The sequence below is a fragment of the Mycobacterium gastri genome (assembly GCF_002102175.1).
Lineage (GTDB): Bacteria > Actinomycetota > Actinomycetes > Mycobacteriales > Mycobacteriaceae > Mycobacterium > Mycobacterium gastri.
Window position 1 is genome coordinate 56,594 of record NZ_LQOX01000077.1, and the last position, 14,682, is coordinate 71,275.

Annotated in this window: 12 protein-coding genes; 5 read left to right on the forward strand and 7 right to left on the reverse strand. The window is 63.2% G+C overall.

The genetic code is table 11. The features are described 5' to 3' along the window. The first annotated feature begins 129 nt into the window (after nucleotides 1–129). A complete protein-coding gene (locus tag AWC07_RS07350; RefSeq protein ID WP_036418458.1) occupies nucleotides 130–372 on the forward strand; it encodes a DUF1918 domain-containing protein in 243 nt (80 codons plus the stop codon). Nucleotides 373–445: 73 nt separating this feature from the next. On the opposite strand, the gene AWC07_RS26660 is transcribed toward AWC07_RS07350, so the two are convergent. From AWC07_RS26660 to dnaA, 7 genes are all read right to left on the reverse strand, one after another. Next, the gene (locus AWC07_RS26660; protein WP_139829586.1) at nucleotides 446–877 is read right to left on the reverse strand and encodes a hypothetical protein; all 432 of its coding nucleotides are present in this window, start codon (nucleotides 875–877) and stop codon (nucleotides 446–448) included. A gap of 139 nt (nucleotides 878–1,016) precedes the next feature. After that, nucleotides 1,017–4,793, reverse strand: coding sequence for an intein-containing DNA gyrase subunit A (gyrA, locus tag AWC07_RS07360; protein WP_036418453.1), 3,777 nt, complete (start codon nucleotides 4,791–4,793; stop codon nucleotides 1,017–1,019). A gap of 34 nt (nucleotides 4,794–4,827) precedes the next feature. After that, nucleotides 4,828–6,855: a DNA topoisomerase (ATP-hydrolyzing) subunit B gene (gene gyrB, locus AWC07_RS07365; RefSeq protein ID WP_036418451.1), complete on the reverse strand. Its 2,028-nt coding sequence runs from the start codon at nucleotides 6,853–6,855 to the stop codon at nucleotides 4,828–4,830. Between the two features lie 256 nt (nucleotides 6,856–7,111). After that, nucleotides 7,112–7,666 carry a DUF721 family protein gene (locus AWC07_RS07370; RefSeq protein WP_036418449.1) on the reverse strand — a complete coding sequence of 185 codons (555 nt, stop codon included), beginning with the start codon at nucleotides 7,664–7,666 and terminating at the stop codon, nucleotides 7,112–7,114. Next, the gene (gene recF, locus AWC07_RS07375) at nucleotides 7,663–8,829 is read right to left on the reverse strand and encodes a DNA replication/repair protein RecF (RefSeq protein WP_036418447.1); all 1,167 of its coding nucleotides are present in this window, start codon (nucleotides 8,827–8,829) and stop codon (nucleotides 7,663–7,665) included. The genes AWC07_RS07370 and recF overlap by 4 nt, the downstream gene beginning before the upstream one ends. A 20-nt stretch (nucleotides 8,830–8,849) precedes the next feature. After that, nucleotides 8,850–10,049, reverse strand: coding sequence for a DNA polymerase III subunit beta (gene dnaN / locus AWC07_RS07380; RefSeq protein WP_036418445.1), 1,200 nt, complete (start codon nucleotides 10,047–10,049; stop codon nucleotides 8,850–8,852). 510 nt (nucleotides 10,050–10,559) lie between these two features. Further along, nucleotides 10,560–12,086 carry a chromosomal replication initiator protein DnaA gene (gene dnaA, locus AWC07_RS07385; protein ID WP_036418483.1) on the reverse strand — a complete coding sequence of 509 codons (1,527 nt, stop codon included), beginning with the start codon at nucleotides 12,084–12,086 and terminating at the stop codon, nucleotides 10,560–10,562. A gap of 551 nt (nucleotides 12,087–12,637) precedes the next feature. Here dnaA and rpmH point away from each other — a divergent pair. The 4 genes from rpmH (at nucleotide 12,638) to yidC (ending at nucleotide 14,619) form a co-directional block, all read left to right on the forward strand. Then, entirely contained in the window at nucleotides 12,638–12,781 is a 144-nt protein-coding gene (gene rpmH, locus AWC07_RS07390) for a 50S ribosomal protein L34 (protein ID WP_068111553.1), read from the forward strand. Between the two features lie 23 nt (nucleotides 12,782–12,804). Next, the gene (gene rnpA, locus AWC07_RS07395) at nucleotides 12,805–13,167 is read left to right on the forward strand and encodes a ribonuclease P protein component (RefSeq protein WP_036418443.1); all 363 of its coding nucleotides are present in this window, start codon (nucleotides 12,805–12,807) and stop codon (nucleotides 13,165–13,167) included. A gap of 71 nt (nucleotides 13,168–13,238) precedes the next feature. Further along, on the forward strand, nucleotides 13,239–13,502 hold the full coding sequence (gene yidD / locus AWC07_RS07400) for a membrane protein insertion efficiency factor YidD (protein WP_208622373.1): 264 nt from the start codon (nucleotides 13,239–13,241) through the stop codon (nucleotides 13,500–13,502). Then, nucleotides 13,486–14,619, forward strand: a complete 1,134-nt coding sequence (gene yidC / locus AWC07_RS07405; RefSeq protein ID WP_036418441.1) for a membrane protein insertase YidC — start codon at nucleotides 13,486–13,488, stop codon at nucleotides 14,617–14,619. The genes yidD and yidC overlap by 17 nt, the downstream gene beginning before the upstream one ends. Nucleotides 14,620–14,682 lie beyond the last annotated feature (63 nt).

A 14,682-nucleotide genomic window follows, 5' to 3' on the forward strand; every position in this document is an offset into this window, starting at 1 on the left:
CCGCACACGGCTCACCGACGCCGTTGACCGGCGGCATTCGGTTTCTCCCGCCCGGGCTTGTTACGAATCAGCCATCAATCGTTCACACGATCAACCACCAACCCTTTCTGGACACACAGGAGGCACGCGATGAAGGCGAAGGTCGGCGACTACCTCGTGGTCAAGGGCACCACCACCGAACGACATGACCAACATGCCGAGATCACCGAGGTGCGTTCCCAAGACGGCTCGCCGCCATACGTGGTGCGTTGGCTGGTGACTGGGCACGAGGCGACGGTGTACCCGGGTTCCGATGCGGTCGTCGTCAGCGCGGCCGAACACGAGGAGGCCGCACGACGCGCGGCCGGCAGGGCCGGACGCGCCGCGACATAACCGGCACGCCGCTCGGCGCGGTGGACAACGCCGGCCGGGCGGCCTCGCGGAGATATGCGGCCAAAGATTCCGCTCAGTCTGGCGACCAGTGCGGATCCAGGCTCTTCCAATGCCCCCGTGGGCAGAACCCCTCTCCGCGTTCATGCCAATGGGCACAGCAGTACGGGGCCTCACACCGTCGGCAGAAACCAGCGTCATCGTATAAGCCGGCGCTGTGTACCTTCGCGTACGTGAACGGCTCGGCAAAACCACGGGCGATCCGCTCAGCCTCGGCTATCCCGATGTCGTCACCCAACCCATTGCCCGCCTCGATGCCTTCGAAGATGGAGTGCCAATTGCCGCCAGCACCGTAATGCCGTTCGTAGACCCGGCGATCGTCGTCAGACCAGGTCGCGAAGTCGTGTGGCCGCAGTCCCGGCGGCACCAATTCCACGAAGGCGGCCTGCTTGCCACACTGCGCGCACAATATTCGGGCGACAACCCTATCGCCGGCTAAATCAGCCATCACGCGAGAATACTTCAGTCGCCGCCGCGGACGAATCCAGGAATTTCGACCCCGATGCTCGGGTCGCAGCCGTGAGTCGTTAGGGATTTCCCGCTGATGCCGTTTCGACCACACGACCCAGCCCGAGGGCTCGGGAACCCTACTTGCCTGTTCCGTTGCCGTCGTCGGTTTCCCCGACCGCCTCCTCGCTCTCCTCGGCGTTGCGTGCGATGGCCAACAGGGTGTCGCCCTCGCCCAGGTTCATCAAGCGAACACCCTTGGTCTGGCGTCCCGCTTTACGGACCTGGCGCGCCGCGGTGCGGATGACGCCTCCGCCGGAGGTGATCGCGTACAGCTCGCTGTCGTCGTCGACAATCAACGCTCCGACCAGCCTTCCGCGCCGACGGTCATACATCACAGTCAGTACACCCTTGCCGCCGCGGCCCTGCACCGGGTACTCCTCGATCGCGGTGCGTTTGGCATAGCCGCCCGACGTCGCCACCAGCAAGTAGGTGCCTTCACGAACCACGTTCAACGACAACAGCCGGTCGTCGGCGTTGAACCGCATGCCCTGCACGCCGGAGGTGGCCCGGCCCATAGGCCGCAGCGCCTCGTCGGTCGCCGAGAACCGGATCGACTGCCCGTTGGCCGAAACCAGCAACAGGTCATCCTCGGCTGAGCACAACACGGCGCCGACCAGTTCATCTTCGCCGCGCAGATTGATCGCCACGATGCCGCCCGAGCGGTTGGAGTCGAAGTCGGTCAGCTTGGACTTTTTGACCAGCCCGTTCTTGGTGGCCAGCACCAGATACGGCGCGTCCTCGTAACCGCGGATCTGGATGACCTGGGCGATGCGCTCTTCGGGCTGGAAGGCCAACAGGTTGGCGACGTGCTGGCCGCGCGCGGTGCGCGATGCCTCCGGTAGCTCGTAGGCCTTGGCCCGATACACCCGCCCCTGAGTGGTGAAGAACAAGATCCAGTCGTGGGTCGAACAGACGAAGAAGTGCGCGACGATGTCGTCCTGCTTGAGACCGGCGCCCTGTACGCCCTTGCCGCCGCGCTTCTGGCTGCGGTACAGGTCGGTCTTGGTGCGCTTGGCGTAGCCGGTTTCGGTGATGGTGACGACGACGTCCTCGCGGGCGATCAGGTCTTCGTCGCTGACATCGCCGTCGGCGGCGACAATCCGGGTGCGACGGTCGTCGCCGTGCTTGTCGACGATCTCACCGAGTTCGTCGCGCACGATGCCGCGCTGACGCTCGGGCTTGGCCAGGATATCTTCCAAGTCGGCGATCTCGGCCTCGATCTTGGCAAGGTCGTCGACAATGCGCTGACGTTCCAGTGCCGCCAGGCGCCGCAACTGCATGTCCAGGATCGCCTGGGCCTGGATCTCGTCGATGTCGAGCAGCTCGATCAACCCGGCCCGGGCGACGTCGACGGTCTCCGACGCCCGGATCAGCGCGATCACCTCGTCCAGCGCGTCGAGCGCTTTGACCAGGCCGCGCAGAATGTGGGCCCGTTCGTTGGCTTTTCGCAGCCGGTAGCGGGTGCGCCGGATGATGACGTCGAGTTGGTGCTCGACGTAGTAGCGGATCATCTGGTCGAGCCGCAGGGTACGCGGCACCCCGTCGACGATGGAGAGCATGTTGGCGCCGAAGCTCGTCTGCAACTGGGTGTGCTTGTAGAGGTTGTTGAGCACCACCTTGGCCACGGCGTCTCGTTTGAGCTCGACGACGATGCGCACACCGACCCGCTCGCTGCCCTGGTCTTCGATGTTGGCGATGCCGGCAAGCTTGCCGTCGCGGACCTGCTCGGCGATCGAGGTGATGAAGTTGTCGTGGTTGACCTGATACGGCAGCTCGGTGATGACCAGAGAGGTGCGGCCGCGCGAATCTTCTTCCACCTCAACGACTCCGCGCATCCGGATGGAACCGCGGCCGGTCTTGTAGGCGTCGGCGATGCCCTGGGATCCGACAATGAGCCCGGCGGTGGGAAAGTCCGGGCCCTTGACCCGCTCCATCACCGCGGCCAACGTCGTCTCTTCGTCGGCGTCGTAATTGTCCAGCGCCCAGAACACCGCGTCGGCGAGTTCGCGTAGGTTGTGCGGCGGGATGTTGGTGGCCATGCCCACCGCGATACCGCCGGAACCGTTGGCGAGCAGGTTGGGGAACCGGCTGGGCAGCACCGTCGGTTCCTGCACCCGGCCGTCATAGTTGGGGATGAAATCGACTGTCTCCTCGTCGATTTCGCGCAGCATCTCCATGGCCAGCGGGGTCAGCCGGGCCTCGGTGTTGTGGCTGACGAAGCCGTTGGTGAGGAATGCGTGGTCGACGGTATCGACCCGCAGGCTGTACACCGGCTGCACGCCGGCGTCGGTCACGGAGGCGACGCGCGCGTAGTAGAATCGCCCGTCGGTGAGATCGGTTGCGATCGAACGTACATCGGGATCGGCGATGTGCGACAGGATCTCCATGCCGCGAATGCGCCAACTCTGGATACTGTCGATGTTCTGGCGATCGAGCCAATCACGGTCGGCCCACGTCCCGCCCGCATGCTTACGAATGAATTTCGCCAGTCCGGGAACGTGGTCGGCGTCCATTCCGGCGCATGGGGGCATCGAACCCAGGATCGCGGTCAGCTTGGCTTGCTTGGCTCCGCCGAAACCGACTTGTGTTGCGAATGTTTCGGCTTGTGCCCGGGTCGTGATTACCACCATATGCTCGCCCGTGGCATGCCGGTATCGGTGGGACACAACGCCAAACTCCAACAGCAACTGCTGCACATCGACGGCTAGCTGCTTGCTGTGCGTCGAGTAGGAGATCTGAATCGTGTTTCGTGGCAGCGCAGAGCACGATCCGTCACCCTCGAAGAGGGCCTGTAAGAATGCGCGCTTAACGGCGGCCGGGGAACCCCAGAGCCATTCGGGCACCGTCTTGTCTGCCGACCGTTTCCCACAGAGGGCGCCAAGGCGGGACTTCATCAATGCGCCAACGTGGTGGACATTGAGTTGATACAGAACTGAACCAGAGGCGATATTGCGTTGGCACACATAGCGCTTACCACCGACGACCGCGTCATAGGCAGAAACCACCCTGTCGAAGTAATCGCGGTCGAGGTTGTTGAATCCGGCGCGCCCCTCCGACACAAAGCCCTCGGTGATGAAGGCGCCCAACAAGATCGCTTCCATGACGTCGTGCCGCTCCGCGGGACCGAACTCCACCGGTGGGGTGCGCTGTAGCACGACGTGGTCGTTGGGGCGGATCTCCTCGATCAGCTTCCACAACAGCGTCGGCACGCCGCCGACATCGACCAAGCACAGCAATGGATGGTTCGCGGTGCCGGTGACTTCATAGCCTTCGGCCGTGCACACCGTATAGGTCTGATGCTCACCCGAATGAAAGAGGCGATCAGCCACTACTGGGTTGCCGTGCCGATCCAGCACCTTCAGCTCGACCGCATTGTCTGAATTGGGCCGGGCGCCCGGAACGACATCGCCAATGCGCGCCGACTGTCCAAAAGGCAAGCGCACCAACGCGTCTCCGGAAGCACAGTACCTCATCGCGGCCGGTGGATCATTGCCCGGCGAACCGAAGTTGCCCTGACCGTCCACCAGCGGATAACGCAGCGACCACGGCTGAGCCATGCGCACCAGGGTGTCGTAGATCGACGCGTCACCGTGCGGGTGGTAGTTGCCCATCGTCTCCGCAACCGACCGTGCCGACTTGGCGTGGCTTCGATCCGGGCGAAAACCCGAGTCGTACATCGCGTAGAGCACTCGCCGGTGCACCGGCTTGAGACCATCGCGCACTTCCGGCAGGGCTCGGCCGACGATGACGCTCATCGCGTAATCGATGTAGCTGCGCTGCATCTCCTGTTGAATGTCGACCGGCTCGATCCGGTCGAGCGAGTCGTCACCAGGTGGCAGCGTCGTGTCTGTCATCTATTCCTCGTTTGCAACTCGTACGCGGGCACGCTTAGACATCTAAGAAACGAACGTCCTTGGCGTTGCGGGTGATAAAGCTTCGGCGTGCATCCACGTCCTCGCCCATCAGGATGGAGAACAGCTCGTCGGCGGCTGCGGCGTCGTCCAACGTGACTTGACGCAACACCCGCACCGACGGGTCCATCGTGGTTTCCCACAACTCCTTCGCGTCCATTTCGCCTAGACCTTTGTAGCGCTGGATACCGTCTTCCTTGTTGATCTTCTTGCCGGCCTTGAGCCCTGCCTCCAGCAACCCGTCACGCTCACGGTCGGAGTAGGCGAATTCGGGGTCGGAACGTTGCCATTTGAGCTTGTACAGCGGCGGCTGAGCCAAGAACACGTGACCATTCTCGATGAGCGGACGCATGAAGCGGAACAACAACGTCAACAACAACGTCGAGATGTGCTGGCCGTCGACATCGGCATCGGCCATCAGCACGATCTTGTGGTAACGCAGTCTCGCGATGTCGAATTCGTCGTGAATACCGGTGCCCAACGCGGTGATGATCGCCTGGACTTCGGTGTTCTTCAGCACCCGGTCGATGCGGGCCTTCTCGACGTTGATGATCTTGCCGCGCAACGGCAAGATCGCTTGAAACATCGAGTCGCGGCCGCTCTTCGCCGAGCCGCCGGCTGAATCACCCTCCACCACATATAATTCGGACTTACGGGGGTCGGTCGAGCGGCAGTCGGCCAACTTGCCCGGTAGTCCGCCCAGATCGGTTGCGCTCTTGCGGCGCACCAACTCGCGCGCCTTGCGGGCCGCAATCCTGGCCTGCGCCGATGAAACTGCCTTGTTGACAACGGTTTTAGCATCAGCGGGGTTGGCCTCGAACCAATGGGTGAGCTGTTCATTGCACACCTTCTGCACGAACGACTTCACCTCGGTGTTGCCTAGTTTCGTCTTGGTCTGGCCCTCGAACTGCGGTTCGCTGACTTTGACCGAAATCACCGCGGCCAACCCTTCCCGGATGTCGTCGCCGGTGAGGTTGGGGTCCTTGTCTTTGAGCAGTTTGCGGTCCTTGGCGTACTTGTTCACCACGGACGTGAGCGCGCTGCGGAACCCTTCTTCATGGGTCCCGCCCTCATGGGTGTTGATGGTGTTGGCGAAGGTGTGCACCGACTCCGAATAGCCGGCATTCCACTGCATCGCGATCTCCACTTCGTGGCCGGTCCCCTTTCCGGAGAAGTCGACGATGCTGCTGTGGATGGCGTTCTTGGTGCGGTTGATGTGCTTGACGAAGTCAACCAAGCCACCGGGATAGTGAAAGGTACGCTTCTTCACCTTGTGGGGGGCGGTGAATTCGGCCGCCTTCTCACTGGCCGACTTCGGGGCCTCGGCGACGTCGCTGACCACCTCGTCGACCACTTCGTCCTGGGTTACCCGCTGATCGGTCAGGTTGATGGTGAGCCCCTTGTTGAGAAACGCCATCTCCTGCAACCGTCGCGCGACGGTTTCGAAGTCGTACTCGGTGGTTTCAAAAACGTTGGGGTCGGCCCAGAACCGCACCGTCGTGCCGGTCTTCTTCGTCGGCGCGCCTTGCTTGAGTCCCATCGGCTCGGACTTCTCATAAACTTGCGACCACTCATGGCCGTCGCGCTTGATCTCCACCTCCAGCCGGATGGACAGCGCGTTGACCACCGAGACACCCACACCGTGCAGTCCACCCGATATCGCATAGGCGTCGGAATCGAACTTCCCACCGGCGTGCAACTGGGTCATCACCACGTCCACGGTCGGTATGCCGGAGGCGTGCATCGCGACCGGGATTCCGCGGCCGTCGTCGGTCACCTCGACACCGCCGTCCTCGAGCAGCACCACACTTACGGTGGCCGCGTAACCGGCCATCGCCTCGTCGACCGCGTTGTCGACCACCTCCCAGATGAGATGGTGCAGACCACGCTCACCGGTCGAGCCGATGTACATGCCCGGGCGTTTGCGGACGGCCTCTAACCCCTCGAGAATCGTGATGGATGCAGCGCCGTATTCGTCTTGGGCCTTCTTCTTCTGGGCAGCCACGGTCCGAATGCTCTCCTCGGGGTTGCAATGCGAGCGGTTCAGTCACCGCAGCGGGTCGTGTACCTACTCTACCGTGAGCAGCTGTCCGCACCGATTCTCTAGGCGCGTTTCCACCTATCTAACTGCGCCGTGCGCTCGATATCTTCTTTGAGGACGCCTCCCGACGTTGGGGATGCGGGTCCGCTTCGTCCTGGTGGATTTGAGACGCGGACGAAACGCCACTCAGGCCCGACGCCTGATGGACCCGGGTCACGGTCTAGCCGTAGGTGTCGCGCGGACCTCTGCCGGCGATGTGCCGCGGTCCTTTGCGCCACGACGGTGTGGCCGGGCCGGTGATTTTCAGCCTGGTCACCACGCCGTTACCGACCGCGGCAGCGATCTTGGCCAGTAGTTGTGTCTGCATGATCCGCAACTGCGTGGCCCATGCGGTCGATTCGGCGGTCACGCTGAGCACACCGTCGTCCAGCGAGGTGGGAGTCGCGTGGTCGGCGATCTGCTGGCCGACGACCGCAGCCCACTGGCCCAGCACGGTGCCCTCGGCGACACGTCCGGACCAACCGCGCTTCTTCGCCAGTTCGCGGGCTAACTTGCCCAACGGTTGCGGATCGCGAACGTCGGGTCCCGGACCCGACCAGCTTCGGCGCTGTCCGGCGACGCGTCGCGACGAAACCGGCTGCGTCACCGGCCCGCGGCCGAGATCGCGTCCCCGGGCACGAGCAGCGGCCCGAGCCTCTGCCAGGGTCCGTCGGACCAAGTCGATACCGTTGTCGGGTTGCGGGGTAGGCTCCTGGCTCGATTGTTCGCCGTTCACGCTGACACCACCGATACTCGTCCGTCGTCACCGTCACGCAAATCGATCTGTACCCGTTTCGCGTCCCAACCCGCCGGAATATCTTCCGGCACCGCCGCGGTCACCACAACTTGTTCGGCCGACTCCGCCACACTCGCCAGGGCCCTGCGGCGCTTGGTATCCAATTCGGCAAAGACATCGTCCAACAACAACACCGGGTCGCTACCCTCGACCCGCAACAGTTCGTAGGCGGCCAGCCGCAGCGCCACCGCCATCGACCATGATTCTCCGTGGCTGGCAAAGCCTTTGGCGGGTTGGTCACCCAACCGCAATTCCAGGTCGTCGCGGTGCGGGCCGACCAGGCACACCCCACGTTCCACCTCGGCGTCGCGGCGCGCGGCCAGCGCGGCCAGCAGCCGGGTCTCCAGCTGCTCACGATCGGCAGCCCCGTCGGTCTCATCAGGTCCGGCGACCACCGACGTCATGCTGGCCCGGTATTCGATGGACGCCGTGCGGGACTCCGGCGCCAGCAGTTGATACGCCTTTGCCACCTCCGGGGCCAATTGGCTGACCAAATCCATACGGGCGGCCATCAATTCGGCGCCGTGCTCGGCCAGTCGGCTGTCCCAGACATCCAGGGTGTCCAGCACACCGCGGTCGCCTCGATACCGCGCGCCCGCTACGGATTTCAGCAGCGCGGTACGCTGCCGCAGCACCCTGTCGTAGTCGGCCCGGACCGCGGCCACGGCGGGGCGCCGTAGTGTCGCCAAATCGTCGAGGTAACGTCGCCGATCCGCCGGATCTCCGCGGACCAATGCCAAATCCTCGGGAGCGAACAGCACTGCTCGCAACACCCCGACCACTTCACGGGTGCTGCGCACCCGTGACCGGTTCAGCCGGGCCTTATTGGCCCGTCCCGCGGCGATCTCGAGGTCCACCGCACATTCCCGACCGTCGCTGACCACGATCGTCGAGATCACCGCACGGTCGGCGCCTGCCCGGATCAGCGGCGCGTCGGTGCCGACCCGATGCGAACCCAAAGTGCTCGAATACCACAGTGCTTCAATAAGATTAGTCTTGCCGAACCCGTTCGGACCAACGAACACGGTCCGCCCCGGGTGTAATTCGAGATCCGCGTGCGCCCAGGAGCGGAAATCACGCAAACCCAAATGCCGGACGTACACCTACTTCGGCACCACAGCGATCAGCCCGGCAACCGAACCGGCATCAGGAGGTAGACGTAGTCCGTCGGCACCGCCGGAAAGGGACCGCTACCGGTCGGCATGACATCCTCGGCTGATGCGGGACGCAGCAAAGCAGGCTTTCCCGGGGCGGTGAAACCAAACGAAACCCGCTCGGAATGCAACGACGCCAGACCGTCGGTCAGATATGTCGGGTTGAACGCGATCGTCAACGGTTCACCGGCGAAGTCGACAGCAAGGTCTTCCTCGGCTCGTCCGACATCATCGGCGCCGGCGGAAAGCCGCAGCGTCTCTTCGGCGAATTCCATGCGGACCTGCGCGCCGCGATCGGCGACCAGCGCGACCAGCTTGATCGCTTCGGTCAACTCCGCCACATCAGCGGTGGCGACCGCGGTGTGCTCGACCGGCAGTAGTTGGCGAAATTTCGGAAACTCCGCGTCCAGCAGCCGGGTCGTGCTGCGCTTGCCGTTACCGCTGATCCCCAACAGCCCGTCCTTGCCGACGCCGGTGCCGGCACCCAATGACAGCCGGACATCAGATCCGTCACTGTTGGCTTTGGCGGCCTCGGCCAACGTCTTGGCCGGCACCAGCACCGACGCTTCGACCTCGGGCGACAACACGGTCCACGTCAATTCGCGTACCGCGAGGCGGAATCTGTCGGTTGCCGCCAAAACCACCGTCTCACCGGAGATCTCGACGCGGATACCGGTCAGCATCGGCAGTGTGTCGTCACGACCGGCCGCGATGGCGACCTGACTGATGGCCTCGGCGAACAGATCCGACGGCAACGTGCCGGTGTCATCGGGCAGCGTCGGCAGCGTCGGGTAGTCCTCCACCGCCATCGTCGGCAGCGAGAACCTGGCGTTTCCGCAAGTCAAGGCGACCCGGTTACCGTCGACGAAGAAATCGACCGGCTTATTGGGCAAGGCGCGAGTGATATCGGACAACAGCCGACCTGAAACCAAAACACTTCCCGGAGTAGCTATTTCGGCAGCAACCTGTACTTCGGCGGAAACCTCGTAATCGAATCCGGAAATTGTCAGCCCGTCGTCAGAGCCCGTCAACAGCACACCTGAGAGCACCGGGACCGCTGGCCTGGTCGGCAGGTTCTTCGCCACCCACGACACCGCCTCGGCGAACGACTCCTTCACCAAGCGAAACTTCAAGTCGGTGAGACCAGTCTGGGTCGTAGCCGCGTCCATTGCGTCCCTTCACCTAACAGTGAGTTCGATCCCTAGATCCGTGAGCCAGCTCCCGCCGCCGGCATCGCGATTGCCCGTGACATAGCGCCGCAACGGCAGTCGAACAACAACCGTAGAACGTCTGGCTCCAAGTTGAAAGCTAATCGTCAACGCTGACATGTCGGGCTGCGCACCCTCACGAGGGACGCGGTATGACGGGTGTCCCCAGACCCGTTCTTCTAAGGACAACCTTCGAATAGATTTCAATAACAGTAATAAGGGGTGTGAGTTTTGGGGATGGCCCGGAATCGGTGCTGTTAGGCGACGAACCGGGGTGTGGATGACGACCTTGCCGGCTGTGTGGGCCGTGTTAGCTGCTGGGGATGAAGCGGCAGGTGTACAAAGGAAGACCCAAGTGTGCAATCCAGTTTCGGGTGGCTGTACACACAACTACACACATCGAATCGGTGTGGTTGCTGTGACTGGCGGGAGAGAAGTTTTTTGCAGAAAGCGACCGGAAATGGACCGGGATCATCGCTTGGAGCGCTGACGGATCCTTGTCGTGAGCTCTTTGACGTGATCGAAGACTTCGCGGCGTTCGGCCATTTCGGACAAGATCTTGCGTTGGGCGTACATGACCGTGGTGTGGTCGCGGCCGAACGCCTGACCGATCTTGGGCAGAGACAGATCGGTGAGCTCACGGCAGAGATACATCGCGATCTGGCGCGACTGGGCCAACGATCGGGTCTTGCCCGGTCCGCGCAGCTCTTCGACCGTGGTGTCGAAGTACTCGGCGGTGGCGGCCATGATGGTCGCCGCGCTGATCTGCATGGCGGTGGCGTCGGCGATGAGGTCGCGCAGCACGATCTCGGCCAAGGCTTTGTCGATCGGGGTCTTGTTCAGGGAGGCGAATGCGGTGACCCGGATCAGTGCACCCTCGAGTTCGCGGATGTTGCGTTCGATGCTGCTGGCAATGAGTTCCAGGACGTCGTCGGGTACCGCGAGCCGTTCCATCTGTGCCTTCTTGCGCAAGATGGCGATGCGGGTCTCCAACTCCGGGGGCTGCACATCGGTGATCAGGCCCCATTCGAACCGGGTCCGCAGCCGGTCTTCGAGCGTGGCGAGCTGTTTGGGCGGCCGGTCGGAGGAGATGACGATCTGCTTGTTCGCGTTGTGCAGCGTGTTGAAGGTGTGGAAGAACTCCTCCTGAATGCCTTCCTTGCCTTCGATGAACTGGATGTCATCGACGAGCAACACGTCGACGTCGCGGTAGCTGCGCTTGAAGGCGACCTTGCGGTCGTCACGCAAGGAGTTGATGAAGTCGTTGGTGAATTCTTCGGTGGAGACGTACTTGACCCGCATCCCCGGGAACAGTCGCTGCGTGTAATTGCCGGCGGCGTGCAAGAGGTGAGTTTTCCCGAGTCCCGACTCGCCCCAGATGAAGAGGGGGTTGTAGGCGCGCGCAGGTGCTTCGGCGATGGCGAGGGTGGCGGCGTGTGCGAACCGATTGGAGGCGCCGATAACGAAGGTGTCGAAGGTGTAGCGGCGGTTGAGGCTGGTTCCACCGGTGGCGGCGACCGTATCGGTGCCCGACGGGCGCTTGGTGAAGTAGGTGGGCCAATTGGGTCGGGGGCTGCCGGCATTCTCGTCGGCGTCGTCGTTGTCTCCGATGGTTTCGGGTTCCCGGGAGATTTCCAGGCCGGGCTCATCGGCCGGCTGAGCGCTCTCGTCGGCGTCAGCGGAGGGTGGAGGTGGCGCGATGCGAACACCGAGTTGGATCTGGTGGCCGAGTCGTCGGCTCAGCGCGTCGGTGATCGGGGTACGCAGGTGACGCTCGATTTCGTTTTGGACGAAGCTGCTCGGCACCGACAACAGCGCAAACCCCTCGACGATGGTGAGCGGCTGGACAAGGTTCAACCATGCTCGTTGCTGAGGGGTGAGGGGAGTGGTGAGGGTGGTGCCAGTGCCCGGGATGCCGTCGGCGCTGAGTTCCCCGTTGAGTTCGGAGACGACCGCATTCCACACCGTGGCAAAGCCGGACCCGGGATCATCGGTCAACGACGCATCCCCCTGGTCCGAGATCGAGGTGCAATTGTCGGCGAGAAGCAAACTGTCCACATGGTTATCCACAGTTGTGGAAAGGACGGTCGACTACGTTCCGTAGCCTTTCGGCCACGGCTCGCGATTTCCGCGCTGCATCCAACCACCAGGCTGTCGGGGCAGCTAGTCGATCCGCCATCCTCGCTTCATCGTCGGCCGCCGTTTCAGTCCGAAACAGCACTGCCCGAAGCTAACAGTTTTCGGTGCGGCTGCCAACAGTTCTTTCGTTTTCCGTTGACGGTCCTTGGATGTGCGTGCAATACGGAGTGCGTTAGAGGCAGCCATCTTTCGGGGCGGGGCGGTTCGTCCTGAGTCTGTTGGGACTGGCGAGGTTTGACCAGGCGAAGCCTCGTCAGTACCCTCAAACAGTCGCCCGAAAGTCGGCGATACGGCTGCGACCTGGATTATGCCTCCGGGGACCGCGCCGGCCAGCAGCCAGACCACCTCCGGCCGCCGACTGTGCGAGATGAGCGGGCGGATGGTATGCGAGACACATCGAGGAGAACGTCGTGGCCAAGGGCAAGCGGACCTTCCAGCCGAACAACCGGCGCCGAGCCCGCGTTCATGGTTTTCGGCTGAGGATGCGTACTCGGGCCGGGCGAGCCATCGTGTCCGGCCGGCGCCGTAAAGGCCGTCGCGCACTGACTGCCTGATCGTCACGGCAGGTTTCTTAGCGGTGCTGTCCGCACGCAACCGCATGAGGCGGTCAACCGAGTTTGACGCAACCGTCAAGTACGGGATCCGTACCGTACAGCCCGACGTCGTCGTCCATGTCCGTCGGGGTAACCAATCGCAGGACTGCAACGGTCCGCGGGTGGGATTGATCATCGCTAAATCGGTGGGTACCGCGGTCGAACGCCATCGGGTGGCACGTCGGTTGCGACACGTGGCCCGGCCGTTGTTGGGCGACCTGCATCCGTGCGACCAGGTGGTGATCCGGGCACTGCCGAGCAGTCGGCACGTCTCGTCGGTATGGCTGCAACAACAGGTGCGACGTGGCTTGCGACGCGCGTCCGAATCGGCGGGTAACGGCCGGTGACCCAGTTGGCGTGGAGTCCCGCGAGCGTGGCGAAGGCCACCGGGCGTTGGACAGCCCGCGGACTGATTTTCATGATCAATCTCTACCGGCACATGGTTTCTCCGCTACGGCCGGCCTCCTGTCGCTTCGTCCCAACCTGCAGCCAGTACGCCGTGGCTGCGCTGACCGAATACGGCCTGATCCGGGGCAGTTGGCTGACGGTAGCCAGGCTCGCTAAGTGCGGACCCTGGCATCGGGGAGGATGGGATCCGATACCAGAGCGCCGGGGATGTTCGGACTGCGATGTCCGCGGGGACCTGCCGGCGAAGCAAGGGGAGAGTGAGTCTTTTGTTTGATTTCTTCAGCCTCGACTTCGTCTACTACCCGGTGTCGTGGATCATGTGGATTTGGTACAAGCTGTTCGGGCTGATCTTCGGGCCGTCGAACTTTTTCGCGTGGGCGCTGTCAGTGATGTTCCTGGTGTTCACGCTGCGTGCCTTGCTCTACAAACCGTTCGTCCGGCAGATCCGTACCACCCGTCAGATGCAAGAACTGCAGCCGCAGATCAAGGCGCTGCAGAAGAAGTACGGCAAGGATCGCCAGCGTATGGCGATGGAGATGCAGAAGCTGCAACGCGAACACGGGTTCAACCCGATCCTGGGCTGCCTGCCCATGCTGGCGCAGATCCCGGTGTTCCTGGGCCTGTATCACGTGTTGCGTTCGTTCAACCGGACGACGGGCGGTTTCGGCCAGCCACAGATGTCGGTGGTGGAGAACCGGCTCACCGGCAATTACGTCTTCACCCCCACCGACGTGGGTCACTTCCTAGACGCCAACCTGTTCGGCGCCCCGATCGGGGCGTCGATGACTCAGCGCGGTGGGTTGGACGCCTTCGTCGATTTCAGTCGGCCCGCGGTGATTGCGGTTGGTGTTCCGGTGATGATCCTGGCCGGGATCGCGACCTACTTCAATAGCCGGGCATCCATTGCCCGGCAGAGTCCGGAAGCGGCGGCGAACCCGCAGACGGCGATGATGAACAAGTTGGCGCTCTATGTTTTCCCGCTGGGCGTCGTCGTCGGCGGCCCGTTCCTTCCGCTGGCGATCATCCTCTATTGGTTTTCGAACAACATCTGGACATTTGGCCAGCAGCATTACGTGTTCGGGATGATCGAAAAAGAAGACGAGGCCAAGAGGCAGGAAGTGTTGCAGCGCAGGGCGGCCAACGCCCCTGCCCCGGGAGCCAAGCCGAAGCGCCTGCCCAGGACGGCGGCTGCCGGCGGTGACGGGTCGGTGGCCGATCCGGATGCCGCGGGTGGCGCCAAGAACGCGGGCCCGGCCGGTGAGAGCCCGGAAGGGAAGTCCGAGAAAGCGCCCGGGACACAGGCGGGCAAGCCGCCTCAGGCCGGCCGGAACAACGCCCCTGCCGGCCGTACACCGCGCCCGGGTGCGCGGCCAAAGAAGCGCAAACGGTAAGAGCGCGTCACAGCCTTTGCGGGACGAGCGGCACGACCGCCCAGAAAGCCTTAGCAGAATGCC

Bases quoted from the DNA above. Each gene is read 5' to 3' on its own strand.
- AWC07_RS26660 (WP_139829586.1), bottom strand. From the start codon at position 877: ATGGCTGATTTAGCCGGCGATAGGGTTGTCGCCCGAATATTGTGCGCG.
- gyrA (WP_036418453.1), bottom strand. From the start codon at position 4,793: ATGACAGACACGACGCTGCCACCTGGTGACGACTCGCTCGACCGGATC.
- AWC07_RS07350 (WP_036418458.1), top strand. From the start codon at position 130: ATGAAGGCGAAGGTCGGCGACTACCTCGTGGTCAAGGGCACCACCACC.
- dnaN (WP_036418445.1), bottom strand. From the start codon at position 10,049: ATGGACGCGGCTACGACCCAGACTGGTCTCACCGACTTGAAGTTTCGC.
- yidD (WP_208622373.1), top strand. From the start codon at position 13,239: ATGATCAATCTCTACCGGCACATGGTTTCTCCGCTACGGCCGGCCTCC.